Below are 25,445 nucleotides of genomic sequence, written 5' to 3'. Positions count from 1 at the left end.
CCATTCATCTGCCCACCCCATACCCGAGACCCAAGCCATGTCCGTGATCGATCAAAACACCACCTTCTGGGGCTACCGCCGCGACAACGGCCGCGTCGGCGTGCGCAACCACGTCATCATCCTGCCGCTGGACGACCTGTCCAATGCCGCCGCCGAGGCGGTCGCCGCCGCCATCAAGGGCACCATGGCGATTCCCCACCCGTATGGCCGGCTGCAGTTCGGTCCCGATCTGGACCTGCACTTCCGCACGCTGATCGGCGCGGGCAGCAATCCCAATGTTGCCGCCGTGGTGGTGATCGGCATCGAGGACGGCTGGACCAAGAAGGTGGTCGATGGCATCGCCAGGACCGGCAAGCCGGTGGTCGGCTTCGGCATTGAAGGGCATGGCGACCATGACACCATCATGCGGGCGTCGAAGGCGGCGAAAGAGTACGTGCAATACGCCACCGCGCTGCACCGGGTGGAATGCCCGATCGGCGAGCTGTGGGTGTCGACCAAGTGCGGCGAGTCGGATACCACGTCCGGCTGCGGCGCCAACCCGACCGTCGGCAATGCCTTCGACAAGCTGCATCCGCTCGGCACCACGCTGGTCTTCGGCGAGACTTCCGAGCTGACCGGCGGCGAACATATCGTGGCGGCGCGCTGCGCCAACGACGAAGTGCGCCACCAGTTCATGGCCATGTTCGAGCGCTACCAGGGCATGATCGACCGCTGGAAGACCTCGGACCTGTCGGAGTCGCAGCCGACCAAGGGCAATATCGCCGGCGGCCTCACCACGATCGAGGAGAAGGCGCTGGGCAATATCCAGAAGATCGGCAAGAAGTGCACGGTCGACGGCGTGCTCGACAAAGCCGAGGAGCCGACCCACCCGGGCCTGTGGTTCATGGATTCGTCGTCGGCCGCGGCGGAGATGGTCACGCTGTGCGCCGCCGCCGGCTACGTGGTGCATTTCTTCCCCACCGGGCAGGGCAACGTGATCGGCAACCCGATCGTGCCGGTGATCAAGCTGTGCGCCAATCCGCGCACGGTGCGGCTGATGAGCGAGCATATGGACGTCGATTGCTCGGGCCTGCTGCAGCGCGAGCTGACGCTGGACCAGACCGGCGACAAGCTGCTCGAGTGCATGTTGGCCACGGTCAACGGGCGCTGGACCGCGGCGGAAGCGCTCGGTCACCGCGAGTTCGTGCTGACCCGCATCCACGAGTCGGCATGATGAAGCGCATCTGCATCAGCGAGTTCATGGACGATGCCGCGGTGCAGGCGCTGCGGGCGGGCTTCGACCTGCGCTACGAGCCGGGCTGGGTGGACCGCCGCGCCGAACTGCTCGATGCGCTGCCCGGCGCGCAGGCGCTGATCGTGCGCAACCGCACCCAGGTCGACGCGGCGCTGCTGGCCGGTGCGCCGTCGCTGCGCGTGGTCGGGCGGCTCGGGGTCGGGCTCGACAATATCGATGTCGATGCCTGCCGCGAGCGCGGCATCCGCGTGATCCCCGCAGCCGGGGCCAATGCGCGCTCGGTGGCCGAGTACGTGATCACCACCGCGGCGCTGCTGCTGCGCGGCGCCTATGGCAGCAGCGCGCAAGTGGCCACGGGGCAGTGGCCGCGCGCACGCCTGTCGGAAGGCCGGGAGGCACTCGGCAAGACGCTGGGGCTGGTGGGCTTCGGCGACATCGGCAGGCAGGCCGCCGCGCTGGCACAGGCGTTCGGCATGCAGGTGGCGGCATACGACCCGATGCTGGCCGCGGACGATCCGGTATGGGCCCGGACCGGCGTGCGCAGCGTCCCGCTCGACACGCTGCTGGCGCAGTCCGACGCGGTCAGCCTGCATGTGCCGCTGGTCGCCGCCACGCGGCATCTGCTCGACGCGCGGCGGATCGCCGGCATGAAGCGTGGCGCGGTGCTGATCAACACCGCCCGCGGTGGCGTGGTCGACGAGGCCGCGCTGGCGCAGGCGCTGCGCGACGGGCATCTCGGCGGCGCCGCGCTCGACGTCTTCGAGCATGAACCCTTGCCCGCGGGCAGCGTGCTCGCCGACGTGCCCAACCTGATCCTGACGCCGCATATCGGCGGCGTGACGCAGGAGGCCAATGCGCGGGTCTCGATGATGATCGCGCAACAGGTGCGCCAGACGCTGGAGGACATGACATGAGCCGGGTGCCGATGACGCAACTGGAGCGGATCGCCAACGCCGCGCTGCGGCGTGCGGGCGCGAGCCAGCTGCAGGCCGATGCCACGGCCGCGGCGCTGGTGCGTGCCGATGCGGCGGGGCTGGCGTCGCATGGCGTATCGCGCGTACCGATGTATGTGGCGCACCTGCACGCCGATCGTGTCGACGGCCGCGCCACGCCCGCGGTGCGCCGCACACGCGCCAGTGCCGCGCTGGTCGATGCGGGCTGCGGCTTCGCCTTTCCGGCATGCGACCTGGCAATCGCCGAGGCGATGGGCCGGGCCTATGAAACCGGTGTCGGTGTCGCGGCGGTCACCAACAGCCACCACTTCGGCGCTGCCGCGCTGCCGCTCGATGCGGTGGCGCGCGTGGGCATGGTGGGCATTGCCATGGGCAACTCGCCTGCAGCGATGCCTGCCTGGGGAGGACGGCGCCCGCTGTTCGGCACCAACCCGATTGCCGCGGTGTTTCCGCGCCGTGGCCACGCGCCCATCGTGATCGACCTGTCGTTGTCCGAGGTCGCACGCGGCAAGATCATGGTGGCTGCAAGGCAGGGCAAGCCGATCCCGCTGGGCTGGGCCCTGGACGAAGCCGGCCAGCCGACGACCGATGCGCAGGCCGCGCTGCGCGGCTCGATGCTTCCGGCGGGCGGTGTCAAGGGCGCGATGTTGGCGCTGATGGTCGAGCTGCTGGTGACCTCGCTGGCCGGCGCCAGCTTCGGTGCCGAAGCGGATTCCTTTTTCACCGACGCCGGCAACCGGCCGCGTATCGGCCAGCTCTTCATGGTGCTGGACCCGGGCGCGTTCGCGGGCTCCGACGCTTATGCCGGACGTGTCGAAGCCCTGTTGCAGGCGATGCTGGACGACGAGGGCACGCGCCTGCCCGGCGCGCGGCGCGATGCCGCGCAGGCCAACGCGCAGGCCCATGGCATAGACATCCCCGACGCCCTGCGCGAAGAACTGCGCGAACTGGCGGGCGAAGCGGTGCAGGAGGGCAAGGCCTAGCGATTTTCGATTCGATTCCCACCACGAAAGCGGACCCGACACAGAACGGGCCAGCGACCACAAAACGGAGACACACCATGTATCGAGGTTTGATTCGCACCGCGCTCAGGTACGGAGCCGGCGCGCTTGTCGCGTTGTCCGCAGTATCCACGCTCACCGGACTGGCCTCGGCGCCGGCCGCCGCACAGGGCTCGGCGCAGGCGTCGGTGCCCGCCCATGACTATCCCGGCAAGCCAATCCGCTACGTCGTGCCGTTCGCGGCCGGTGGCCTGACCGACATCATGGCGCGGCTGGTCGGGCACCAGCTCGCGGAAGAGTGGAAGCGGCCCGTGGTGGTCGACAACAAGCCCGGCGGCAACGCGAACATCGGCGCCGACCAGGTCGCCAAGGCACCCGCCGACGGCTATACCTGGCTCGCGGTCACGCTGACCCATGCTTCCAATGTCACGCTGTTCCCCAAGCTGCCATTCAGCATGCAGAAGGACCTGGTGCCGGTGGCGCGCATCGCCTCGTCGCCGATGCTGGTGGTGGTGCCGGCCAGTTCGCCGGTCAAGTCGATGAAAGACCTGGCTGCTGCGGCGCAGAAGGGCAAGCTCAATGCCGGCTCCAGCGGCAACGGTACCCCGCCGCACCTGACGCTGGCGCTGTTCGAAAGCCTGACCGGCGCCAACCTGACCCATGTGCCGTACAAGGGCGGGGCGCCGTCGATGACCGACCTGATCGGCGGCCAGATCGATGTGGTGTTCTCCAATTTCCCGGAGTCGCTGGCCTATGTGAAGGGTGGCAAGCTGCGCGCGCTGGCGGTGACCACGCGTGAGCGGCATCCGCTGCTGCCCGACGTGCCGACGGTGGCCGAGGCGGGCTATCCCGACCTGATCGTCGAGAACTGGACCGGCCTGATGATGCCGGCGGGGACGCCCAGGCCGATCGTCGACAAGGTCGCAGCCTCCGTGGCGCGCATGCTGCAGTCCGACGCGATGCGCGAGCGCATCGTGGCCGCCGGATTCAGCCCGGCGCCGCAGACCAGCGGCCCCTTCGCCGAATACTTCAACGGCGAGGTGACGCGGTGGGCGCGGCTGATCGAAGAAAAGCACATCCGCGCCGAATAGCGCCAGGCGGGGCTTGACGAGGTCTCCGGTATGATCTGGCTTATATAGATGATCGGCCCGCGCACTCCCGCAAGGCGGCGTGGGCCAGCAAACAGGGAATTCAACGTGGGTGCCAGATTTGATGCCGCCAGCGCAATCGGCGGCGTCCTGTACAAGGACGTCAAGCAGGCCATTCTCTCCGCACTGGCGGAGGGCGAATGGAAGCCGGGTGAAGCGATTCCGTCCGAGCGCAAGCTGATCGAGCGCTTTGGCGTGTCGATCGGCACGCTGCGCAAGGCGATCGATGAACTGGTCGCCGAAGGCATCATGATCCGGCACCAGGGCCGCGGCACCTTCGTCGCCACGCACCGGCAGGAGGATCACTTCTTCCGCTTCTTCCGTATCGTGCGCCAGGATGGCCATCGCGAATATCCGACCGTACGCCTGGCCAGGTTCCGGCGCGCGAAGGCCGACAAGGACGAGGCGGCCGCCCTGGGGCTGGCCGTTGGCGAGCCCGTGTTTCGCTTCGCCAATGTCCTGTCGCTGGAAGGCACGCCGATGATGATCGATGCCATCACCGTGCCGGAGGAGCGCTTCAAGGGCCTGACGGAGAAGCAGCTGCGCGAGCGGCCCAATACGCTCTACAACTTCTACCAGGATACCTTCGGCATCAATATCATCCGCACCGAAGAGCGGCTGCGCTCGGCGCTGGCGGACGAGGATGACCACGAGCTGCTGGGCGTTGCCGTGGGCAGCCCGTTGCTGAAGATCCTGCGCGTGGCCTCGTCCTACCACGACGAGCGGATCGAGTACCGAGTGTCACGGCTCGATACCAGCCGGCATGAATTTCTGTTGTCGCAGCCGTAGGGCGTGACGCTTCCGGCATCGAGCGGTGCCGGAGCTTTCCCGGCAGTAGTTCAACTGCCTGGCGATCCAAAGCAAAAAGCCGCGTTCCCTTGCGAGAACGCGGCTTTTCAAATAGATGGTGGCGAATCAGGGACTCGAACCCCGGACCTGCGGATTATGATTCCGTCGCTCTAACCGACTGAGCTAATTCGCCAACGAAGACTGAGATTATACAGGGGCTTTCGGTACTGTCAACACCCTCGCGCGAAGATTTTTACGGGGCGCCGCCGGTCATGAAAAAAAACGGCAGGCCGGGCGGCCTGCCTTGCGATCACGGTTTCGTCCCGCCGACAGTTCAGTCGTGGGCGTAGATATCCACGTCCTTGGTTTCCCGCACGAACAGCGCACCGATCACGAAGGTGAACGCCGCGATGATGATCGGGTACCACAGGCCGTAGTAGATGTTGCCGTTCTGGGCCACCAGCGCAAACGAGATGGTAGGCAGCAAGCCGCCGAACCAGCCGTTGCCGATATGGTAGGGCAGCGACATCGAGGTATAGCGGATGCGGGTCGGGAACAGCTCCACCAGCATGGCGGCGATCGGGCCGTACACCATGGTCACGTAGATCACCAGGATGACCAGGATCACCAGCACCATGATCGTGTTCATCTGCGCCGGGTCGGCCTTGGCGGGGTAGCCGGCCGAGGACATGGCGCCGCTTACCTCCTTCTTGAACGCCGCGATCTGGGCCTTGCTGGCATCGTCAAAGGCATGGCTGTTGGCGAGCTTGGCGTCGAACGCCTTGATCTCCTTGTCGCCGATCTTGACTGTTGCCACGGTCCCAGCCGGGGCTTCCACCACCTCATAGCTGGCCGACGACTGGGCCAGGGTACGCTTGGCGATATCGCACGAACTGCGGAAGTCGATCTCGCGGGCGATCGGGCTGCCCTGGAACGAGCACTGCTTCGGATCCGCGGTCACCACGATCTGCGCGGTGTGCTGGGCGCGCTCCAGCGCCGGGTTGGCGTAGTGGGTCAGCGCCTTGAACAGCGGGAAGTAGGTCAGCACGGCCAGCGCGCAGCCCGCCATGATGATCCACTTGCGCCCGATCTTGTCCGACAGCGAGCCGAAGAAGATAAAGAACGGCGTGCCGATCACCAGTGCGCCGGCAATCAGCAGGTTGGCCGTCTTGGCATCGACCTTGAGCACCTGCGTCAGGAAGAACAGCGCGTAGAACTGGCCGGTGTACCAGACCACGGCCTGGCCGGCGGTCAGGCCGAGCAGGGCCAGGATCACGATCTTCAGGTTGCGCCACTGCGCGAACGACTCGGTCAGCGGAGCCTTGGAGGTCTTGCCTTCCGCCTTCATGCGCTGGAACGCCGGCGATTCATTCATCGACAGCCGGATATAGACCGACATCCCCAGCAGCAGGATCGACAGCAGGAACGGGATGCGCCAGCCCCAGACTTCAAAGTTCGGGCCGGTCATCTCGCGGCACAGCAGGATCACGATCAGCGACAGGAACAGGCCCAGCGTGGCCGTGGTCTGGATCCACGAGGTGTACGCCCCGCGCTTGCCGTGCGGCGCGTGCTCGGCCACGTAGGTGGCTGCACCGCCGTACTCGCCGCCGAGCGCCAGGCCCTGCAGCATGCGCAAGGCGATCAGGATCACCGGGGCAGCCCAGCCGATGGTGGCAAAGCCAGGCAGCAGGCCGACGATGAAGGTCGACAGGCCCATGATCAGGATGGTCACCAGGAAGGTGTACTTGCGCCCGATCATGTCGCCCAGGCGGCCGAACACCAGCGCGCCGAACGGTCGCACGATAAAGCCGGCGGCGAAGGCGAGCAGCGCGAAGATGAAGGCAGAGGTCGGATCCAGGCCGGCGAAGAACTGCTTGGCGATGATCGCCGCCAGCGAGCCATAGAGATAAAAGTCGTACCACTCGAACACCGTGCCCAGCGACGAGGCAAGGATCACCTTGCGCTCCTCGCGTGTCATCGGCGCGTTTTGCGCACCCCCTCCGGGTACCGCAACGTTTTGCACGTTTGCCATCTTGTCTCCTCCGTCTGGAATGGATCTCGGGCAAGGCGCGGCAACATCGCGGAAAAGGCCCGTGCCGCTGGCCGGGAGCCTGAGTTGCAGAGGATTGTGGTTTGCGAAACTTACTGAGTTCTGACAGATTTCGGCGCTGAAGTGCCAAAATTATCGGGGTATACGCTAGCCGATTTCAGGGCGACGCATGCTGCAGTGCAGCCAGTCTTAGCTTCACATGGCATTGCCGCGCGGGCCCGCCGGCATATCGCTATGCAGCATCGGAGCCCGGCCCGCGCAAGGCACCCTGCGAAGGCAGGGGGGCGGGTGCGGCAGCGTCGTCGGCGGCTTCGTCGGCGCGGTTCATGCGCCAGGCGTACAGGGCCGCCATCAGCACGTAGACCACCAGCGCCCCCTGAGCACCCACCCAGAACGAGAATGGCCAGCCGAAGAAGTCGAAGCGCAGTTCGCGCGCAAACCACGCCACCACGAAAGTAACCGCGAACCAGACCGCCAGCAGCCCGGCGATCCAGCGCAGGTTGAGGTGCCAGGCCTGGCGCTGGCGTGCTTCGGCGAGGTCAGGAGCGGACACGTCGTTCAAAAGGTCAGAGTTTCGGTGGGGCGGCGCAGTGTCACGCGGAAATGCGCGCCGGCCAGGCGCGGCGATTGCTGGTAGACGTGGTCGGAAATCTGCACGTCGCCGCCGTGCTGCTGCACGATCTCGCGCACGATGGCCAGGCCCAGCCCGCTGCCTTCGGTATTGGTGCCGAGCACGCGGTAGAAGCGCTCCATCACGCGTTCGCGCTCGGCCGGCGCAATGCCCGGGCCAGTGTCTTCCACGTCGAGGTAGGCAAAGGGCTCGAAGGCATCGGCGCTGACCCGTACCGTCGCGTGCCCGCCGCGCGGCGTGTAGCGGATGGCATTGTCGAGCAGGTTGTTGAGCATCTCCGTCAGCATCAGCCGGTTGCCGAGCACCGTCACCGGATGGTCGTCGGCTTCCAGCCCCAGGTCGATGTCGCGCGCCCAGGCTTGCGGCAGCCAGTCCTTGACCACCTCGCGCGCCAGCGCGCCCAGGTCGAGCTCGCCCATGCCGCCGGCGCCGGCCAGGTTTTCCATGCGCGCCAGCGACAGCAGCTGGGTGACCAGGTGCGCGGTGCGCTCGGAACTGCCGGCGATCTGCGCCAGCGAGCGCCGTAGCTCTTCCGGCGACTGTTCGCGCTGCGCCAGTTCGGCCTGCATGCGCAGCCCCGCCAGCGGTGTCTTCATCTGGTGCGCGGCATCGGCGATAAAGCGCTTCTGCGTCTGCACCGACTGGTCCAGCCGCGCCAGCAGGTCGTTGAACGAGCCCACCAGCGGCGTGATCTCCTGCGGTGCCGCGCGCTCGTCGATGGGGCTGGTGTCGCCCGGGTTGCGCGCGCGGATGCGCTGCTGGATCGCGGTCAGCGGCGCCAGCCCGCGCGAGAGCCCGAACCACACCAGCACCACCGCCAGCGGCAGGATCACGAACTGGGGCAGGATCACGCCCTTGATGATCTCGTTGGCCAGGCGCGCGCGCTTGTCGAGTGTTTCGGCCACCTGCACCAGTACCGGCTGGTTACCGCTGACGTTGCGCAGGTCGATGTAGGTATAGGCCACCCGCACGTCGTTGCCGGCGACGCGGTCGTCGCGCAGCGACACCAGGCCGGCGTGGCCCTGGTCTTCTTCCGACGGCAGCGGCAGGTCGTGGTCGCCGGCGATGTATTCGCCGCGCTTGCCGACCACCTGGTAATAGATATTGTCGGTCTCGTCCGCGCGCAGGATCTCGCGCGCCGACAGGGGCAGCTGCAGCGTGACGCGGCCGTTGACCTCGCGCAACTGCTGCGACAGCACGATGGCACTGGCTTCCAGCGCCCGGTCGAACGGCCCGTTGGCAATCGACTTGGCCACCAGGTAAGTCACCGCGATGCTCATCGGCCAGAGCAGCAGCAGCGGCGCCAGCATCCAGTCAAGGATCTCGCCGAACAGCGAGCGCGGCGCGGGCGTGGCGGTGCTTTCCTCCAGGTGCGGCAGTGCGTCGGCCAGTTCCTGGTCGGTGCCGGGCTTGGCGGGGGAAGGTGGCGGCACGGCGCGGTGTGCGCGCCGCCAGGGCAATTGCAGCAGGCTCATGTCGACGTTTGTCGCTCGGGTGCGGTCGTGCTCGCCTGCAAGGGTGGGGCTAAGGTATGGGCCGCGTCAATGGGCTCGCGTCAATGCTGCGCGGCCACGGCCGGCTGGAATTTTTCCAGGCAATAACCCAGGCCGCGTACCGTGGCAATGCGGATGCCGCCCACCTCGATCTTCTTGCGCAGGCGGTGCACGTAGACTTCGATGGCGTTGTTGCTGACTTCCTCGCCCCACTCGCACAGGTGGTCGACCAGCTGTTCCTTGGACACCAGCCGGCCGCTGCGCGTCAGCAGGATCTCCAGCAGGCCGATCTCGCGTGCCGACAGGTCGAGCATCTGTTCGTTCAGGTAGGCGATGCGGCCGACCTGGTCGAAGGCCAGCGGCCCGTGCCGCATCAGCGTGGCGCCGCCGCCGGCGCCGCGGCGCACCAGCGCGCGCACGCGCGCTTCCAGCTCGGACAGCGCGAAAGGCTTGGCCATGTAGTCGTCGGCGCCCAGGTCCAGGCCCTTGACGCGCTCGTCGACGCTGTCGGCCGCGGTCAGGATCAGCACCGGCAGCATCGCGCCGCGGGCGCGCAGGCGCTTGAGCACCTCCAGGCCGGACATGCGCGGCAGTCCCAGGTCCAGAATCAGCAGGTCGAAGGTCTGGGTCGACAGGGCCGAGTCGGCGCCGAGCCCGTCGGCAACGTGGTCGACGGCATAGCCCGAGTGGCGTAACGAGCGCGTCAGGCCATCGGCCAGCGTGTCGTCATCTTCGGCGATCAGAATACGCATGGTTGTCTCCACCAGGCCGGCATAGCCGGGCGCCCGCGGAATGGGCGCGATGGGGCTTGCCAAGCATACTGTTTTTTTATACAGTACCCGCACATTCCGCTGGGGCCGCCCGGGGATGCTTCCTGAGTGATGCTTCCTGAATGGCGGCCGCGCAGACAGCCGGGCCGGCGCTGGAGCCGGCAAAAGCCGGTGCCGCGCCACATGCGGCCTATTTATACACCATTTGATTCAAGGACGACCATGGACGACAAGAAGGCAGGTGCCGGCGTGAGCGCCGAGAAGCAGAAGGCGCTTGCCGCCGCGCTCTCCCAGATCGAGAAGCAGTTCGGCAAGGGCTCGATCATGCGCCTGGGCGACGGCGAGGTCGAGAAGGACATCCAGGTGGTGTCCACCGGTTCGCTCGGCCTGGACATCGCGCTTGGCGTCGGCGGCCTGCCGCGCGGCCGCGTGGTCGAGATCTATGGTCCGGAATCGTCGGGCAAGACCACGCTGACGCTGCAGGTCGTGGCCGAGATGCAGAAGCTGGGCGGCACCTGCGCCTTTATCGACGCCGAGCACGCGCTGGATGTCAGCTACGCCGGCAAGCTGGGCGTGAACGTCGGCGACCTGCTGATCTCGCAGCCGGACACCGGCGAGCAGGCGCTGGAAATCACCGACGCGCTGGTGCGCTCGGGCTCGATCGACCTGATCGTGATCGACTCGGTGGCCGCCCTGGTGCCCAAGGCTGAAATCGAAGGCGAAATGGGCGACTCGCTGCCCGGCCTGCAGGCCCGCCTGATGAGCCAGGCGCTGCGCAAGCTGACCGGCACCATCAAGCGCACCAACTGCCTGGTGATCTTCATCAACCAGATCCGCATGAAGATCGGCGTGATGTTCGGCTCGCCGGAAACCACCACCGGCGGCAATGCGCTGAAGTTCTACGCCTCGGTGCGCCTGGATATCCGCCGCATCGGCTCGATCAAGAAGGGCGACGACGTCATCGGCAACGAGACCAAGGTCAAGGTGGTCAAGAACAAGGTCTCGCCGCCGTTCCGCGAAGCCTTTTTCGACATCCTGTACGGCCAGGGCATCTCCCGCCAGGGCGAGATCATCGACCTGGGCGTGGACGCCAAGATCGTCGAGAAGTCGGGCGCGTGGTACAGCTACAACGGCGACAAGATCGGCCAGGGCAAGGACAACGCGCGCGAATACCTGCGCGAGAACCCGGACATCGCCGAAGAGATCGAGAACAAGGTACGTGCCGCGCTGGGCGTGGCGCCGACCAACGTCGTACCGGCCGAAGTGCTGGAAGGCTGAGCGCCAGCCAGCCGCTGGAGCAACCGGAAGGGCCGGGGCATCGCCGATGCGCCGGCCTTTTTGTTTAGGCCCACGGTGGAAACTTCACGACCTCAATGGCCACCCGTCCCCCCCTGTCCCTGAAGGCCCGCGCCGTCGGCTACCTGTCGCGCCGCGAGCACAGCCGGGCCGAGCTGGCGCGCAAGCTGGCGCCCCATGCCGAATCGCCGGAGCAGCTCGAGCAGCTGCTCGATGCGCTCGAGCGCGAGAACTGGCTGTCCAACCAGCGCTTTGCCGACAGCCTGGTCCATCGCCGCGGCGCCCGCTACGGCGCGGCCAGGGTGATGCAGGAAGCCAAGACCCACAAGCTGGACAGCGAACAGCTGGGCGAGTTGCAGGAAAGGCTGCGCGCCACCGAGACCGAGCGTGCCCGCGAGGTCTGGCGCAAACGTTTCGGCGTGCCGCCGGATACGCCGGAGGCGCGGGCCAGGCAGATCCGCTTTATGGTGGCGCGAGGATTCTCCCGCGCGGTGGTCAGCAAGATCATCCAGGGCGCCGACGAAGCGTACGGCGACGACGATGCGTAGGCGTGCGGTATCGTCCGCTTGCCGTGCATTACCTGCACCGGCATCAGGTGTATTGACGCGCTGGTCGCCCGACAATGCGGCGCGACAGTCGCCGCACAAGGATGTTCCCGGTCAAGCCAGCGCGGCATGTTAAACTCCCCGGGTTATTCGGTGCTCCGGCGCCGCCGTTCCCAAGCCCCCAGTATTCCAGCCTGGCCATGCCTCTGTCCCAGCCCGTCAACCGCTCCTTGCGCCACCGCCGTGCCATCACGGCCGAGGCGTACCAGAGAGAGGACGGCCTGTGGGATGTCGAGGTGCGCCTGACCGACACCAAGCCCCGCGATATCGAACTTGCCGGCGACCGTATCCGCCCGGTGGGCCAGCCCCTGCACGACCTGTGGCTGCGCGTCACGATCAACGAGGAGATGACGGTGCTGGATGCCGAGGCGTGCTCCGACTGGGTGCCGTATCCGTCGCAGTGCGACACCATCGGCCCGGCCTACCGCAAGCTGATCGGCCTGAACCTGCGCAAGGGCTTCCGCAAGGCGGTACGCGAGCGCCTGGCCGGCATCAACGGCTGCTCCCACCTGACCGAAGCCGCCGGCGTGCTGCCCAGCACCGCGATCCAGGCATTTGCCGGCGAAGTCATCAGTATCCGCGACAACGGCGAGGACGATCCGAATCCGGAGCCGCCCTATCAGTTGCACGGCTGCCATGCGCTGCGTTTCGACGGCGAGGTGGTCCGTGAGTTTTACCCGCGCTGGTATGGTCACCAGCCGACGCCCAAGGCAAGGGCCGAGGCCGCGCCTGCCGTCGCAACCGCGCCTCGGGCGCCCGCCGTGGCCAATGGCGACCGCGGTGGTCAAGCCAACGACGACGGCAACGACGCTGTCCCGGCCGACAGGCCAACCGGTACTTCCGGCTGATTCTCAGGATCAGCCAGCCAGACGAGAGAGTTCGTCCCCTTTTTCAGATTCTTCCCTCCTACCTTTTACGCCTACCCGAAAGGAAACACGCATGAATATCCATGAGTATCAAGGCAAGGAAATCCTGCGCAAATACAATGTGCCGGTTCCGCGCGGCATCCCCGCGTTCTCGGTTGACGAGGCCCTGAAGGCCGCAGAAGAGCTCGGCGGCCCGGTGTGGGTTGTCAAGGCGCAGATTCATGCGGGCGGCCGCGGCAAGGGCGGCGGCGTCAAGGTTGCCAAGAGCATCGAAGACGTCAAGACCTATGCCTCGAACATCCTGGGCATGCAGCTGGTCACGCACCAGACCGGCCCGGAAGGCAAGAAGGTCAACCGCCTGCTGATCGAAGAAGGCGCCGACATCAAGAAGGAACTGTACGTTTCGCTGGTGGTGGACCGCGTTTCGCAGAAGATCGCGCTGATGGCGTCGAGCGAAGGCGGCATGGACATCGAGGAAGTCGCTGCCCACACCCCGGAAAAGATCCACACCCTGATCATCGAGCCGTCGACCGGCCTGACCGACGCTGACGCCGACGACATCGCCCGCAAGATCGGCGTGCCCGACGCGAGCGTGGCCCAAGCCCGCCAGGCCCTGCAAGGCCTGTACAAGGCGTTCTACGACACCGACGCTTCGCTGGCCGAAATCAACCCGCTGATCCTGACCGGCGAAGGCAAGGTCATCGCGCTGGACGCCAAGTTCAACTTCGACTCGAACGCGCTGTTCCGTCACCCGGAAATCGTCGCCTACCGCGACCTGGATGAAGAAGACGCCAACGAAATCGAAGCCTCGAAGTTCGACCTGGCCTACATCTCGCTGGACGGCAACATCGGCTGCCTGGTGAACGGCGCCGGCCTGGCCATGGCCACCATGGACACCATCAAGCTGTTCGGCGGCGAGCCGGCCAACTTCCTCGACGTGGGCGGCGGCGCCACCACCGAGAAGGTGACCGAAGCCTTCAAGCTGATGCTGAGCAACAAGAACGTGCAGGCCATCCTGGTCAACATCTTCGGCGGCATCATGCGTTGCGACGTGATCGCCGAAGGCGTGATCTCGGCCTCGAAGGCCGTGTCGCTGAACGTGCCGCTGGTCGTGCGCATGAAGGGCACCAACGAAGATCTCGGCAAGAAGATGCTGGCCGAATCGGGCCTGCCCATCATCGCCGCCGACACGATGGAAGAAGCCGCCCAGAAGGTGGTGGCCGCTGCCGCTGGCAAGTAAGCCGTCGCACGAACGCAACCACACGCGAACGCGAGCCGTGCGCAGGCGCTCCCTTGAGCCCTGTGCGCGCGGCTCGTAGCCAAGCAAAGGATTACAGCATGTCGATTCTGATCAACAAAGACACCAAGGTCATCACCCAGGGCATCACCGGCAAGACCGGCCAGTTCCACACCCGTGGCTGCCGCGACTACGCCAATGGCAAGAACGCCTTCGTCGCAGGCGTGAACCCGAAGAAGGCCGGCGAAGACTTCGAAGGCATTCCCATCTACGCCAGCGTCAAGGACGCCAAGGCCCAGACCGGCGCCACCGTGTCGGTCATCTACGTGCCGCCCGTGGGCGCCGCTGCCGCGATCTGGGAAGCCGTTGACGCCGACCTCGACCTGGTGGTCTGCATCACCGAAGGCATCCCCGTGCGCGACATGATGGAAGTCAAGGACCGCATGCGCCGCGAGAACAAGAAGACCCTGCTGCTGGGGCCGAACTGCCCGGGCCTGATCACGCCGGACGAAATCAAGATCGGCATCATGCCGGGCCACATCCACAAGAAGGGCCGCATCGGCGTGGTGTCGCGCTCGGGCACCCTGACGTACGAAGCCGTGGGCCAGCTGACCGCGCTGGGCCTGGGCCAGTCGTCGGCTGTCGGCATCGGTGGCGACCCCATCAACGGCCTGAAGCACATCGACGTGATGAAGATGTTCAACGACGATCCGGAAACGGACGCCGTGGTCATGATCGGTGAGATCGGCGGTCCGGACGAAGCCAACGCGGCCAACTGGATCAAGGACAACATGAAGAAGCCGGTGGTCGGCTTCATCGCTGGCGTGACCGCGCCTCCGGGCAAGCGCATGGGCCACGCCGGCGCGCTGATCTCGGGTGGTGCCGACACCGCCCAGGCCAAGCTGGAAATCATGGAAGCCTGCGGTATCAAGGTGACCAAGAACCCGTCGGAGATGGGCCGCCTGCTGAAGGCGATGCTGTAAGGTCCGCTCGCCGTTCCCGCTGTCGCGGGAATGACAGACTTGTGATGCCCCCGCCCTTCGGCGGGGGCATTGTTTTTTGCCGCGAATGATTTCGGCGCCACGAAAGCCCCGGAAGATTACAGGATTGAAATGTAATCGAAAGGTTCGTCGGTTAAACAGTCATGTCTGCGCTTTCAGACATCCGAACACCCGTCAGATGACGGGGCGCGCCATTACATAGAACCGCCACTACATAGAACTCGAGGAGCCTCCCCGTGGAACTGCTGTCTTCCACCACTTTCTGGATTGCGTTGGGATCGATCATCCTGACCAACATCGTCCTGTCCGGCGACAACGCGGTGGTGATCGCGCTCGCCTCGCGCAACCTGCCGCCCGCCCAGCAGAAGAAGGCCATCTTCTGGGGCAGCGCCGCCGCCATCATCATGCGCGTGGTGCTGACCGTGGCCGCGGTCAAGCTGCTGAGCCTGCCGTACCTGAAGATCGTCGGCGCCGTGCTGCTGGTCTATATCGGCGTGCAGCTGCTGACCGGCGATGACGACGACGAAGGCCACGACGGCAAGGACAATATCTGGGCCGCCATCCGCACCATCCTGATCGCCGACCTGGTGATGTCGCTGGACAACGTGGTCGCCGTGGCCGCCGCCGCGCAGAAGGGCCCCGAGGGCAGCCAGCTGATGCTGCTGATCATCGGCCTGGGCCTGTCGATCCCACTGATCGTGTTCGGCAGCACGCTGCTGCTCAAGGTAATGGAGCGCTTCCCGGTCATCATCGTGCTGGGCGCCGCGCTGCTCGGCTACCTGGCTGGCGAAATGCTGGTCAGCGACCCGGTCGATGCCGCCTGGTTCGAAATCCACGTGCCGCACGCCCACCTGGTATTCGGCGCCGCCGGCGCGATCCTGGTGGTGCTCATGGGCAAGCTGCTGAGCCGGCGGTCGGCGCAGACGGCCTGACGGGGTCCTGCTTCGCATGGAAGGGCGGCCGGTTGGCCGCCCTTTTTTGTTGCTCCTCGGCGGAAGTCCCTTTGTCAGTGGGAATTCCAACTAACTCATGTGAGTGATCGCACTTTTTGTCGCTCCGGCGGGTGGTAGTGCGCCCAGATGACAAAATTTGGCGCAATCAGCGGGCTTTCCGTTGTCAGGTGACGAAATTTGTCGCTTTTTGCCCCCTGCGGACGGGGGATATGGCTGGCACGCTTACTGCTGGTTAGGCCCCGCGTCACGAAACCGAAGACGTGCAACGCTTAACCAAAATCTCTTCGAGGGGTCAAATCATGCAACGGGTACAAAAACTGAAGAAGCTGGGCCGTCGTATCCAGAAGGGCTTTACGCTGATCGAACTGATGATCGTGGTGGCGATCATTGGTATCTTGGCAGCGATCGCCATTCCGCAGTATCAGGACTATGTGACGCGTAGCCGGTGGTCCGGTAATATTGCGGCGACCGCGTCCGTCAAGCAAGCAATTGCCCAATGTCTGCAGGAAAATGCAGCGGCAACGGCCTCCTGCGACACGTATGCAGAAGTTGGCGTTACTGCTGGCCTGAACGGTGCCGGAGATATGATTCTGACGAATGGTACGGCCGCCCTGGCAGCCGTTGGTGGCGTGCCCGTTTTGACGATCACAGGAAACGCAGCTGCGCGCCTCTGTGTGGTTACGATGACGCCTACCATTGCGGCAGGTTCGGCCACCATTACCTGGACCCTTGCTCGCGCCGCCGCACCGGCTTGCACGCAGGCGGAAACGGGCGTGTAATAGCCAGCCGTATCAAGTTGGTGGGAAAGCGCCTCCGGGCGCTTTTTCTTTGCCCAGCGCCCAAGCTATCATGCGCCTTTCCCCAAACCAGGCGCCTCAATGCCGCCGTTCCGGACAACTCTCCCGTCGGCTGCGCTCATCGCAGCAATCGTCTTCCCGCTGCTAGTCTCCCGGCATACGCTCCCACTCGCGACGTTCTACGGCGAATGGACCGCCGCATGCTGTGTGCTCGCTTTGTTCGCGTTCCTGGCGCTTCGCAAGTCCGCCACACCAGCGGCATACGCCACGATTTCGCTGCCGTGGGTAGCCTTGCTGTTCTGCTGGCTCGCCGCCGTCGGCCTGACACGCACCGCCCTCGGCCACGTTGATATCACCGGCAGCGCGACCCTCACTTTCCTGACCCTGTTACTCGGCGCAGCGGTGACATGCGCCGCATGGTTGTACCGCCGCAATCGAGCATCCGAATCGCTCAACGCCGGCGATACCCTGGCCATCGCCTTCCTGATCGCCGGCCTGCTTGGCACCGTCACGCAGTGGGTGCAGCTCTTCCATCTCGAGCGCAGCGCCTTCGGTCTCGTTTCCACCTATTTCTACGACGACAACCGCCGCCTGTGGGGCAACCTGAACCAGCCCAACCACCAGGCCACCGTTCACGGCCTCGCACTAGTCGCGTCAGTCTGGCTGGCATCGCGCAGCAGGCTGCGCTTCCCGATGTGGCTAGCCGCCGTAGGCCTGCTGGAGAGCGGCATCGTGCTATCCGGATCGCGCACTGGCGTGCTGCATGTCGGGCTGGCCGCGGGCTACGCGCTGGTCGCCGCTTGGTTGGCGCGAGGCACGCCGCACGAAGCGGATCCGATGCGGCGCACGACCGGACTGCTGGTCGCCGCGGTCGCCATGGTCGTGATGCTGCTGGTGCTGCAGCCAGCAATCCGCGCCGCCGGCCAGTTGCTCGACTGGCGCCTGTTCGACACCATCGCGCAACTGGAAGCCGAAGACCAGATGTCCGCACGGGGCGCGCTATGGTCGCATGCATTGGCGATGTTCCGCGCGCATCCCTGGCTCGGCGTCGGCTGGGGCGAGTTCGGCTGGTCGCAATTTATCCAATTGCCGCAGGTTGGCGTGAAGGTAGAGATGTCCCTGCACGCCCATAACGCAGTGCTCGATCTGCTGGCCAAAACCGGCATCGCCGGCACGCTCGGCGCCGCGCTGATTCTCGCGGCATGGCTGTGGCGCGTGGTGCGGGCGCGGCTCTGGCAGGCAGAAAACGGAGACCGCCGTGAAGCGGTGCTGATGCTGACGTGGCTGGCGATGCTGTGCGCGCATTCGATGCTCGAATACCCACTGCACTACCTGTACTTCTTTCTGCCGTTCTGTTTCCTGCTGGGCTGGCTGGAGCCCGCCAGCGTCGGCCCATGGCGCGTCCGGGCCAGCGTGGTGAAGGGTCTCAGCGTGGCATTCATCGCGCTTGCCGTCGCCATCCTGGCAACGATGTGGCAAGACTACCGCCGCGCCGAAGCACGCGAATACGCCACCAGCGAAACCCGCAACACCCTGCCGATGCCGCGCTTCTGGTTCCGCCAGCATGCACAGGCCGATGCCGCAGGACTGGCCGTCATCACGCCGAAGAACGCTGCGCAACTGCTGCCCGCGCATATCGCCGCGGTGCACCTGCTGCCGACTCCGATGATGATCGCGCGCACGGCGTGGCTGCTCGCGCTGACCGGCGATGCCGCGCAGGGCCGCCAGTGGATGGAACGGCTGCGCTGGTACTACCTGGGTGATGAAGCGACGCAATACGCCGAGATTGCCAAGGCATGCCGCGAGTTGTCGGAGGGCGAACGCCCGCAGGCGTTTTGCGCCTGGGTGACCGATCGCTCGCGCCGGTTCTCCGCGTGGGGACGCAACTGACTTAGTAGTAGGGCACGTAGTAGGCCGGCGGGGGCGGCGCATAGTAGTACCGCGGTGCCGGCGCCGGTGCCGCGGCGACCCGTCCCGGTACTGGCACGCGGTTGCCGCTGGCGTACATGCACTGCACGTAAGCGGCGTCATATTGCCGTTGCGTGCCATAACCCGCGTACTGCGCGTTGCCCGCGCCTACCGCGGCGCCTGTCAGCAGGCCAATGCCCGCGCCGACCGCCGCGCCCGATCCGCCATCGAACGCCGCACCGGCCGCTGCGCCCAGCGCGGTGCCTACGACCGCACTGCCGACTGCCGCGTTGTTGGCGGCCTGCGAGGAACTCACGCCGCCGACCTGCCCCAAGGCGAACTGGCGGCAGTTGTAGTCGTCAGCCTGGAACTGGTTGAAGCTCTTGCCGGTGCCCGGCAACGCCATCACGCTCGGGCCCGAAGGCATCACGACGCAGGCGCCGAGGGCCAGGGTGGCCACGGCGAGCGTGGCGCGGGTCAGGACTCGCATGCTGTGCTCCACGCTGTCAGGAATTGGCCGGCGGCTGGGCCGGCACGCGTTGCCAGCCTCCCGGGCACGATTGCACGTAGGGGTAGTAGCCATCCGGCTGGTTACAGTAATACCACCAGCCCTGGTCCTGCGGCACCGACCGCTCCGGTCCCGGGGCGGGCACCGGCCCGTTTGGCCCCTGCTCGATGTATTGAGGTGGCTCGGCCGGCACGGTGACGACCGGGGCCGGGTAGTAATAGGGCGCTGGGTAGGCAGGGTAGTAATACGGGTAGCCGCCGAACACGACGCTGGGGCCGAAATAGAAGCCCACGCCGACACGCGTCTTGATCATGCCGCCGCGTGTGTCCGCGTCATGCCAGCCGGCATTGTGGATATCGGCCCGCCCGGCAAGGGCGGCGCCGCTCGCGGCCGTGGCCGCCAGTGCCAGTACCAGCTGGCAGAGCTTGCGCCCGTTCATGGTATTCACCTTTTCCCCGCGTGGCCGGAAGGCTGGCCGCGGGCAGTGGCAGCCGGCCGCGAAATGCGCCGGCCCGCAATCGTATTGAATACCAAATTGTCGTGCGCAGGCTCCGTGGCGGCGCAATTGGAAATGCGGCGTTACTTTTATTACCGAGGAACGACGGAGCGGTAAAACGCCGTGGCCTGGCACGCCACGACGGGTCCGTCGTCCCTGCATCCGCCCATGCCTGCCGGCCTATTCGGCAAACAGGTCAGGACCAAACACCTCGTAGTGAATGCGCGATTCATGGACGCCAAGATCCTTCAGTGCATCATGCTGCATTCGCATGAAGGGGATCGGGCCGCAGATGTAGTAATCGGCGTCAGGTATCAGGATCGACTTTTCGATCAGCCTGGCGTCGACCAGTCCCGCGTGATCGTAGTCGCGCCCTTGCACGTCCTCAGGCAGGGGCTGGTCATAGAACACGATGAGTTCGAAATTCTCATAGGTCTTTGCCGCCTCGCGCAGCTTGTCTCGCATGGCATGCACCGCACTATTGCGGGCGCCATGCGCGAAGACGACTTTCCGCGGCGGCGCCTGCAGCGCGGTCTTGAGCATGCTGATCATGGGGGTCAGCCCCACGCCGCCGCTGATCAGCACAATGGGCGACGTCGCGTTGACGTCGATGTGGAAACTCCCATACGGCGTCGCCAGCTTGACCTCGTCGCCGACATTGACGTGATCGTGCAGCAAGTTTGAAACATGGCCAGGAGGCTGGGTGCCGCCGCCTTCCCGTTTGACCGAAATGCGATAGGTGCGCCCGTTCGGCATATCGGACAAGCTGTATTGACGGATTTGCTGCAGGCCCAGCGCGGGCACATTGACGGCAATGCTGGTGTATTGACCGGGTTTGAAGTTCGCCACCGGCTTGCCGTCGACCGGCTCGAGAATGAAAGACGTGATCACGCCGCTCTCAGGGCGCTTTTCGCGGACGACAAAGGAGCGCCACCCGGTCCAGCCGCCGGCCTGCCCAGCCGAGCTTTCATATAGCGCGCTCTCCATGCCCATCAGGACATCGGCGAGGTTGCCATAGGCTTGCGCCCACGCGGAGATGATTTCCTCGGTCGCCGCGCTGCCCAGGATTTCCTTGATGGCCGCCAGCAGGTGCTCGCCGACGATCGGATACTGCTCCGGTTTGACGCCCAGGCTCGCATGCTTGTTGGCAATGTTGTTCAGCACGGCCATCAGGCTGCTTGGGTCTTCGATGTTCTCCGCATACGCGTAGACCGCCCGCGCCAATGCCTGCTGCTGCTCGCCCCGTTCCTGATGCGCCATGTTGAACACATTCTTCAGTTCGGGATGCGCCTCGAACATGCGCTTGTAGAAGCACTTGATAATGTCGTAGCCGTGTTGCGCCAATACCGGCGCGGTGGCTTTCACAATGTCCTTCGTCTTCTGGGTCAGCATTGCCTATCTCCTTTGGCAAGGTGATGGGAGCCGGGCGAAGACGCTGTGCCCACGCGGGCGCGATGCGCGTTTCCCGGCTGCCCTGAGCAATGTCTAGTCTAGGTGCCGTGATTGCCGTTTGGCGCGTGCCGGCCCAAGGACGGTGCAGCCAGGCCGATCACTGTGCTGCTGCCGCGACCCAGTCGCCCGACTTGCCGCCATGCTTTTCCAGCAGCTTCACGTTGCCGATCACCATGCCGCGGTCCACTGCCTTGCACATGTCGTAGATCGTCAGCAGTGCCACCTGCACGCCGGTCAGCGCCTCCATCTCGACACCGGTCTGGCCGCGGGTCTCGGTGCGGACGGTGCAGGCGACGGTGGCGTTGGCCTCGTCGAGCGCAAAGTCGACCGCGACCTTGGTCAGCCCGATCGGATGGCACAGCGGGATCAGGTCGGCGGTGCGCTTGGTGGCCATGATCGCGGCCACGCGCGCGATGCCGAGCACGTCGCCCTTCTTGGCATTGCCGTCGCGCACCAGCGCGAAGGTGTCGGGCAGCATGGTGATGGTGCCGGTGGCCACGGCCACGCGGTGCGTGCTGGCCTTGTCGCCGACGTCGACCATGTGGGCCTGGCCGGCGGTATCGAAATGGGTGAGCTGGGTCATGGCTGGGCCTTGTGCAGGTGGCCTTTGGCGGGGGGAAGAACCGTCAGATGGGAACGGCCACCGGAGGCCGCTATCATAGCAACATGCCAAAACAACCATCGCTTCGCAGGCCTGCCGCGCCCGGCCATTGTGCCGCTGCCGGTGCCGCGCCTGCCGGTTCGGCGTCACATCGTGGTCGCCGCGGGTCGCCATGGCGGCGGTCGCTGGCGGCGCTGCTTGCGTTGAGCATCGCGTCGCCGGCGTGGCCGCAGGCGACAACGCGAACACCGGCCGTAGCCCCGGCCTCGGCCGCGGCAGTGCCGGCCAGGCCGGTCGCCTCCATGCGGGCGCCGGAGCCGGTGCCATCATTGGCCGGCGAGGCGAGCGACCAGGTCTACGACAACCTGAACCGCAGCATCAAGGCGGGCCAGAAGTCCGAGTTCGGCCTGCGCACCAACAATGCCGTGGTCGAGAGTGGCGGGGTGCAGCTGCCTGACCTGGGCGACCCGTCCACGGCATCGCTGTCGCCCGACATGGAAAAGCGCCTGGGCGACCGCATCATGCGCGATATCCGCCGCGATCCGCTGTACGTGCCGGATCAGCTGCTGTTGGATTACCTGAACGCGCTGGGCTACCGGCTGGTGCAGGCGGCGCGGCGGCAGAACATTTCGGGCTCGACCGGTGCCGGCACCTTTGCCACCGGCTTCGACCTGTTCGCGGTGCGCGACCGCAGCATCAACGCCTTCGCGCTGCCGGGCGGCTATATCGGCGTGCATACCGGGCTGCTGGTGCAGTCCGATACCGAGTCGGAACTGGCCTCGGTGCTGGGCCATGAAATCGGCCACGTGATGCAGCGCCATATCGCGCGCGGCATCACGTCGCAAGATCAGTCGATGTGGATCGCGCTGGCGTCGATGGTGCTGGCCGGCCTCGCCGCCACGCGCAGCCCGGATGCCGCGGCGGCGCTGGCGATGGGCGGGCAGGGCGCCGCCGTTGCCAACCAGCTGTCCTTCTCGCGCGGCGCGGAGCGCGAGGCCGACCGCGTCGGCTTCCAGATCATGACCGCGGCGGGCTTCGACCCGCAGGGCATGCCCGATTTCTTCGCACGGCTGCAGCGCGTGTCCGGCATCTCGGAAAGCTCGGTGCCGTCCTATGTGCGCACTCACCCGCTGACTTCCGAGCGGCTGGCCGACATGCAGGACCGCGTGAGCCATGTCAACACGCGCAAGGTGCCCAATACGCCCGAGTACGAGTTCGCCCGGATGCGCGCGCGCGTGATCCAGGAATCGTCGCCGAGCGACCTGCAGGCCTTGCGCAACGCGCTGCGCGCGCAGCTGCCGGGCGCCTCGACGCTGCGCGCGCCGGCGCTGCACTACGGCCTTGCCTTCACCGAGCAGCGGCTCGGCCGTCCCGCCGCGGCCGAGCAGGAACTGGCCGAGGCGCGGCGGCTGTACGGCACCATCCCCGGTGCCAGCTCGGGCAGCCCCATGCTTGACGTGATGGCGATCCAGCTGGCGCGCACGCAGGGCCGCGTGCCCGAGGCGCTGGCACAGGCCACCGCGTCGATGAAGGCCTTCCCGCTTTCCCATGCGGTATCGGTCTCCTATGCCGAGACCCTGATTGGCTCGGGCCGTTTCGACGAGGCGGTGCGCTTCCTGCGTGAGCGCACGCGCCAGGAAACCAGCCGCAGCGATTGGTGGGAGATGCTGGCGCGCGCATACGCCGGCCAGGGCAAGCGGGTGCAGCAGCACCAGGCGCTGGCCGAGAAGTACGCGATGGATGGCGCCTACCAGGCCGCGATCGAACAGTTGCAGATCGCGCGCAAGGCCGGCGACGGCGATTTCTATACGCTGTCCGAGGTCGACGCCCGCCTGCACCAGCTGGAACGCCAGTATCGCGAGGACAAGCAGGACAGCAAGGGCATTCCGAACTGAGGCAAGCCCGCGCAGGGCCGGACGGCGTCAGGCCGCCGGCTGGCGCACGAAGCCAAAGCGCTTCGGCACCTCGCTCTCCGCGATGGGCTCGATCGGCAGGTCGCGGCCGTCGTAGTGGAACAGGCCGAGTTCGGCGCCGCAGGCCTCGCCATGCCAGGTGCTGCTGCCGCTGAAGGTCTCCAGGTCATGGTCGTGCAGCAGGGCGGCCTGCGTGCCGTCCACGCCGTCGATCATCCCCGACAGCACCACGTTGCCATGCTCGTCCGCGTAGCAGGCCTGCAGCGCGAAGGGCTGGCGCGAGGTCGTGCCCAGCGCGCCCTGGTGCAGCCGCACGATCCACGGCGCGTATGCCAGCGCCACGAACACCTTCTGCGGCCCGTTCTGGAAATACCATGCGCCGCGCTCGTCGCACAGGTAGTTGCGTTCGATGAAGGCGACCAGCGCTTCATTGCGCACCGGCTCGCCGGACAGGCCGTGCTGCTGGGCGTATTCATTGCGCAGGCGCCACTGCCCGCGCCGGTCCAGCGCGAGCCAGCCGTAGGCGTTGGGCACGTTGGGCCAGCGCGCCATGGCTTGCCTGACGATGTCGTCCATCTCCGTCTCCTCTGCCGGCAAGGCGCCACGCACGCCGCCGCCGGCGCTACATCATATGTCGAAAAAACGCAGGATCCGGGCCGGCAGCCATTCGATATGGCCGCCGAACGCTACCCCTGACTGGCTGTCGGGCAACCACAGATGGCGCCGCCAGCCTTCATGCGGGGTCATGAAGCCGACATGGCCGCCGTGCTCCGGCTGTTCCAGCCAGACCTGCGGGCTGACGTCGGCCGGTCCGGGCAGGTGCCGCCCGGGCAGGAATGGATCGTTGCGCGCATTGAGGACCAGCGTGGGCACGGCGATCGCGCCGAGCACCGGCTTGCTGGCGGCGCGGCGCCAGTAGTCGTCGGTATCGGCATAGCCGTGCAGCGGCGCCGTGACCACGTTGTCGAAGCCATACAGGTCGCGGCTGGCCAGCATCGCCTCGCGGTCGAACAGGCCGGGGAACTGCCCGAGCTTGGCCAGCGACTTGCGCTTGAGCGTCTGCAGGAACATGCGCGTATAGAGCATGTTGAAGCCGGCCGACAGCGCCGCGCCGCCCGCGGCCAGGTCCAGCGGCGCCGAGATCGCGGCCGCGGCGTGCACATGGCTGGCACCGTTGCCGTCCTCGCCCAGCAGGCGCAGCAGCGCATTGCCGCCCAGCGAGATGCCGACCACCAGCAGCTTGCGGCCCTGGGCGCAATACTGGCGGTGCACGCGTTCCAGCACCCAGCGCAGCTCGGCCGAATCGCCCGAGTGGTAAAAACGCGGCGCCAGGTTGAGCTCGCCCGAGCAGCCGCGGAAATGCGGGACCACGCCCTGCCAGCCGCGCGTGCCCAGCGCGTGCATCAGTGCCTGCGCGTAGTGGCTGCCGGAATCGCCCTCCAGGCCGTGGAACATCACCACCAGCGGCGTGTCCGGCTGCACCGGGTGGGTGGTCCAGTCCAGGTCGATGAAGTCGCCGTCAGGCGTGTCCCAGCGTTCGCGCCGGAACGTCACGCGCGGCGGGCGGCGCGTGAAGCGGGCGGGGATGATGGTCTGGGCATGGCCGCCGCGCAGCCACCAGGGCATGGCGATGCCGTCGCCGTAGCCGTGGCCACGCTCATGCGGCGCGGCGGCGACAGGCAAACGGTGCGTCAGGAGATCGGGGCGCTGCGTCATGCCAGCTCGGTATTGCAGTGTTGCAGT

The 25,445-nt window shown here is 66.3% G+C and carries 24 protein-coding genes and 1 tRNA gene; 14 read left to right on the top strand and 11 right to left on the bottom strand.

Going from position 1 to position 25,445, the window contains the following annotated elements; genetic code table 11:
* Positions 1-37 precede the first annotated feature (37 nt).
* The 5 genes from VSR71_RS16750 (at position 38) to VSR71_RS16730 (ending at position 5,125) form a co-directional block, all read left to right on the top strand.
* The gene (locus VSR71_RS16750) at positions 38-1,213 is read left to right on the top strand and encodes a UxaA family hydrolase (protein ID WP_342914974.1); all 1,176 of its coding nucleotides are present in this window, start codon (positions 38-40) and stop codon (positions 1,211-1,213) included.
* Entirely contained in the window at positions 1,213-2,148 is a 936-nt protein-coding gene (locus VSR71_RS16745; RefSeq protein WP_342915066.1) for a hydroxyacid dehydrogenase, read from the top strand. The genes VSR71_RS16750 and VSR71_RS16745 overlap by 1 nt, the downstream gene beginning before the upstream one ends.
* The gene (locus VSR71_RS16740; protein ID WP_342914973.1) at positions 2,145-3,170 is read left to right on the top strand and encodes an Ldh family oxidoreductase; all 1,026 of its coding nucleotides are present in this window, start codon (positions 2,145-2,147) and stop codon (positions 3,168-3,170) included. Before VSR71_RS16745 ends, VSR71_RS16740 begins: the two co-directional genes overlap by 4 nt.
* A 77-nt stretch (positions 3,171-3,247) precedes the next feature.
* Entirely contained in the window at positions 3,248-4,279 is a 1,032-nt protein-coding gene (locus VSR71_RS16735) for a tripartite tricarboxylate transporter substrate binding protein (protein ID WP_342914972.1), read from the top strand.
* Positions 4,280-4,384: 105 nt separating this feature from the next.
* Entirely contained in the window at positions 4,385-5,125 is a 741-nt protein-coding gene (locus tag VSR71_RS16730) for a GntR family transcriptional regulator (RefSeq protein ID WP_342914971.1), read from the top strand.
* Between the two features lie 116 nt (positions 5,126-5,241).
* Here VSR71_RS16730 and VSR71_RS16725 read toward each other — a convergent pair.
* From VSR71_RS16725 to VSR71_RS16705, 5 genes are all read right to left on the bottom strand, one after another.
* Positions 5,242-5,318: transfer RNA gene (locus VSR71_RS16725), tRNA-Met, on the bottom strand.
* Positions 5,319-5,459: 141 nt separating this feature from the next.
* A complete protein-coding gene (locus tag VSR71_RS16720) occupies positions 5,460-7,157 on the bottom strand; it encodes an MFS transporter (RefSeq protein WP_342914970.1) in 1,698 nt (565 codons plus the stop codon).
* Between the two features lie 250 nt (positions 7,158-7,407).
* The gene (locus VSR71_RS16715; RefSeq protein ID WP_342914969.1) at positions 7,408-7,737 is read right to left on the bottom strand and encodes a DUF4212 domain-containing protein; all 330 of its coding nucleotides are present in this window, start codon (positions 7,735-7,737) and stop codon (positions 7,408-7,410) included.
* Complete coding sequence (locus tag VSR71_RS16710; RefSeq protein ID WP_342914968.1) at positions 7,734-9,281, bottom strand: sensor histidine kinase; 1,548 nt, start codon at positions 9,279-9,281, stop codon at positions 7,734-7,736. The genes VSR71_RS16715 and VSR71_RS16710 overlap by 4 nt, the downstream gene beginning before the upstream one ends.
* Before the next feature lie 80 nt (positions 9,282-9,361).
* Positions 9,362-10,051 (bottom strand): response regulator transcription factor, encoded by a 690-nt coding sequence (locus VSR71_RS16705; protein WP_342914967.1) that lies wholly within the window; start codon positions 10,049-10,051, stop codon positions 9,362-9,364.
* Positions 10,052-10,291: 240 nt separating this feature from the next.
* Between VSR71_RS16705 and recA the strand changes: the two genes are divergently transcribed.
* The 8 genes from recA (at position 10,292) to VSR71_RS16665 (ending at position 18,714) form a co-directional block, all read left to right on the top strand.
* Positions 10,292-11,347, top strand: a complete 1,056-nt coding sequence (gene recA / locus VSR71_RS16700; RefSeq protein ID WP_342914966.1) for a recombinase RecA — start codon at positions 10,292-10,294, stop codon at positions 11,345-11,347.
* A 95-nt stretch (positions 11,348-11,442) separates the two neighbouring features.
* Positions 11,443-11,913, top strand: a complete 471-nt coding sequence (gene recX / locus VSR71_RS16695) for a recombination regulator RecX (protein WP_342914965.1) — start codon at positions 11,443-11,445, stop codon at positions 11,911-11,913.
* Between the two features lie 197 nt (positions 11,914-12,110).
* Positions 12,111-12,818, top strand: a complete 708-nt coding sequence (locus VSR71_RS16690; RefSeq protein ID WP_342914964.1) for a DUF2889 domain-containing protein — start codon at positions 12,111-12,113, stop codon at positions 12,816-12,818.
* Positions 12,819-12,909: 91 nt separating this feature from the next.
* A complete protein-coding gene (sucC, locus tag VSR71_RS16685; protein WP_342914963.1) occupies positions 12,910-14,076 on the top strand; it encodes an ADP-forming succinate--CoA ligase subunit beta in 1,167 nt (388 codons plus the stop codon).
* 98 nt (positions 14,077-14,174) lie between these two features.
* Positions 14,175-15,056, top strand: a complete 882-nt coding sequence (sucD, locus tag VSR71_RS16680) for a succinate--CoA ligase subunit alpha (protein WP_342914962.1) — start codon at positions 14,175-14,177, stop codon at positions 15,054-15,056.
* Between the two features lie 254 nt (positions 15,057-15,310).
* Positions 15,311-16,006, top strand: coding sequence for a TerC family protein (locus VSR71_RS16675; protein WP_342914961.1), 696 nt, complete (start codon positions 15,311-15,313; stop codon positions 16,004-16,006).
* A 320-nt stretch (positions 16,007-16,326) separates the two neighbouring features.
* Positions 16,327-16,806 (top strand): pilin, encoded by a 480-nt coding sequence (locus tag VSR71_RS16670; RefSeq protein ID WP_342914960.1) that lies wholly within the window; start codon positions 16,327-16,329, stop codon positions 16,804-16,806.
* Between the two features lie 99 nt (positions 16,807-16,905).
* Positions 16,906-18,714 carry a PglL family O-oligosaccharyltransferase gene (locus tag VSR71_RS16665; protein WP_342914959.1) on the top strand — a complete coding sequence of 603 codons (1,809 nt, stop codon included), beginning with the start codon at positions 16,906-16,908 and terminating at the stop codon, positions 18,712-18,714.
* Between the two features lies 1 nt (position 18,715).
* Here VSR71_RS16665 and VSR71_RS16660 read toward each other — a convergent pair whose 3' ends face one another.
* The 4 genes from VSR71_RS16660 to moaC form a co-directional block, all read right to left on the bottom strand.
* The gene (locus VSR71_RS16660) at positions 18,716-19,222 is read right to left on the bottom strand and encodes a hypothetical protein (protein ID WP_342914958.1); all 507 of its coding nucleotides are present in this window, start codon (positions 19,220-19,222) and stop codon (positions 18,716-18,718) included.
* 16 nt (positions 19,223-19,238) lie between these two features.
* Complete coding sequence (locus tag VSR71_RS16655) at positions 19,239-19,679, bottom strand: hypothetical protein (protein WP_342914957.1); 441 nt, start codon at positions 19,677-19,679, stop codon at positions 19,239-19,241.
* Positions 19,680-19,916: 237 nt separating this feature from the next.
* Positions 19,917-21,128: an NO-inducible flavohemoprotein gene (gene hmpA, locus VSR71_RS16650; RefSeq protein ID WP_342914956.1), complete on the bottom strand. Its 1,212-nt coding sequence runs from the start codon at positions 21,126-21,128 to the stop codon at positions 19,917-19,919.
* A 157-nt stretch (positions 21,129-21,285) separates the two neighbouring features.
* Positions 21,286-21,771: a cyclic pyranopterin monophosphate synthase MoaC gene (gene moaC, locus VSR71_RS16645; protein WP_342914955.1), complete on the bottom strand. Its 486-nt coding sequence runs from the start codon at positions 21,769-21,771 to the stop codon at positions 21,286-21,288.
* An 83-nt stretch (positions 21,772-21,854) separates the two neighbouring features.
* On the opposite strand from moaC, the gene VSR71_RS16640 reads away from it, so the two are divergent.
* Positions 21,855-23,684, top strand: a complete 1,830-nt coding sequence (locus VSR71_RS16640; protein WP_342914954.1) for a M48 family metalloprotease — start codon at positions 21,855-21,857, stop codon at positions 23,682-23,684.
* 27 nt (positions 23,685-23,711) lie between these two features.
* Here VSR71_RS16640 and VSR71_RS16635 read toward each other — a convergent pair whose 3' ends face one another.
* Positions 23,712-24,278 carry a DUF2946 family protein gene (locus VSR71_RS16635; RefSeq protein ID WP_342914953.1) on the bottom strand — a complete coding sequence of 189 codons (567 nt, stop codon included), beginning with the start codon at positions 24,276-24,278 and terminating at the stop codon, positions 23,712-23,714.
* 51 nt (positions 24,279-24,329) lie between these two features.
* Positions 24,330-25,418: a YheT family hydrolase gene (locus VSR71_RS16630; protein ID WP_342914952.1), complete on the bottom strand. Its 1,089-nt coding sequence runs from the start codon at positions 25,416-25,418 to the stop codon at positions 24,330-24,332.
* Positions 25,419-25,445: the final 27 nt, after the last annotated feature.

This window comes from Cupriavidus oxalaticus (assembly GCF_038900635.1).
Taxonomy (GTDB): Bacteria; Pseudomonadota; Gammaproteobacteria; order Burkholderiales; family Burkholderiaceae; genus Cupriavidus; species Cupriavidus oxalaticus_B.
Note: the sequence above shows the minus strand (reverse complement) of the source record. Positions and strands in the feature narration are given on the sequence as shown.

Coding starts and splice junctions, on each gene's coding strand:
- VSR71_RS16750 (WP_342914974.1), top strand. CDS start 38: ATGTCCGTGATCGATCAAAACACCACCTTCTGGGGCTACCGCCGCGAC.
- VSR71_RS16745 (WP_342915066.1), top strand. CDS start 1,213: ATGAAGCGCATCTGCATCAGCGAGTTCATGGACGATGCCGCGGTGCAG.
- VSR71_RS16740 (WP_342914973.1), top strand. CDS start 2,145: ATGAGCCGGGTGCCGATGACGCAACTGGAGCGGATCGCCAACGCCGCG.
- VSR71_RS16735 (WP_342914972.1), top strand. CDS start 3,248: ATGTATCGAGGTTTGATTCGCACCGCGCTCAGGTACGGAGCCGGCGCG.
- VSR71_RS16720 (WP_342914970.1), bottom strand. CDS start 7,157: ATGGCAAACGTGCAAAACGTTGCGGTACCCGGAGGGGGTGCGCAAAAC.
- VSR71_RS16710 (WP_342914968.1), bottom strand. CDS start 9,281: ATGAGCCTGCTGCAATTGCCCTGGCGGCGCGCACACCGCGCCGTGCCG.
- VSR71_RS16705 (WP_342914967.1), bottom strand. CDS start 10,051: ATGCGTATTCTGATCGCCGAAGATGACGACACGCTGGCCGATGGCCTG.
- recA (WP_342914966.1), top strand. CDS start 10,292: ATGGACGACAAGAAGGCAGGTGCCGGCGTGAGCGCCGAGAAGCAGAAG.
- recX (WP_342914965.1), top strand. CDS start 11,443: ATGGCCACCCGTCCCCCCCTGTCCCTGAAGGCCCGCGCCGTCGGCTAC.
- VSR71_RS16690 (WP_342914964.1), top strand. CDS start 12,111: ATGCCTCTGTCCCAGCCCGTCAACCGCTCCTTGCGCCACCGCCGTGCC.
- sucC (WP_342914963.1), top strand. CDS start 12,910: ATGAATATCCATGAGTATCAAGGCAAGGAAATCCTGCGCAAATACAAT.
- sucD (WP_342914962.1), top strand. CDS start 14,175: ATGTCGATTCTGATCAACAAAGACACCAAGGTCATCACCCAGGGCATC.
- VSR71_RS16670 (WP_342914960.1), top strand. CDS start 16,327: ATGCAACGGGTACAAAAACTGAAGAAGCTGGGCCGTCGTATCCAGAAG.
- VSR71_RS16665 (WP_342914959.1), top strand. CDS start 16,906: ATGCCGCCGTTCCGGACAACTCTCCCGTCGGCTGCGCTCATCGCAGCA.
- VSR71_RS16660 (WP_342914958.1), bottom strand. CDS start 19,222: ATGCGAGTCCTGACCCGCGCCACGCTCGCCGTGGCCACCCTGGCCCTC.
- VSR71_RS16655 (WP_342914957.1), bottom strand. CDS start 19,679: ATGAACGGGCGCAAGCTCTGCCAGCTGGTACTGGCACTGGCGGCCACG.
- hmpA (WP_342914956.1), bottom strand. CDS start 21,128: ATGCTGACCCAGAAGACGAAGGACATTGTGAAAGCCACCGCGCCGGTA.
- moaC (WP_342914955.1), bottom strand. CDS start 21,771: ATGACCCAGCTCACCCATTTCGATACCGCCGGCCAGGCCCACATGGTC.
- VSR71_RS16640 (WP_342914954.1), top strand. CDS start 21,855: ATGCCAAAACAACCATCGCTTCGCAGGCCTGCCGCGCCCGGCCATTGT.
- VSR71_RS16635 (WP_342914953.1), bottom strand. CDS start 24,278: ATGGACGACATCGTCAGGCAAGCCATGGCGCGCTGGCCCAACGTGCCC.
- VSR71_RS16630 (WP_342914952.1), bottom strand. CDS start 25,418: ATGACGCAGCGCCCCGATCTCCTGACGCACCGTTTGCCTGTCGCCGCC.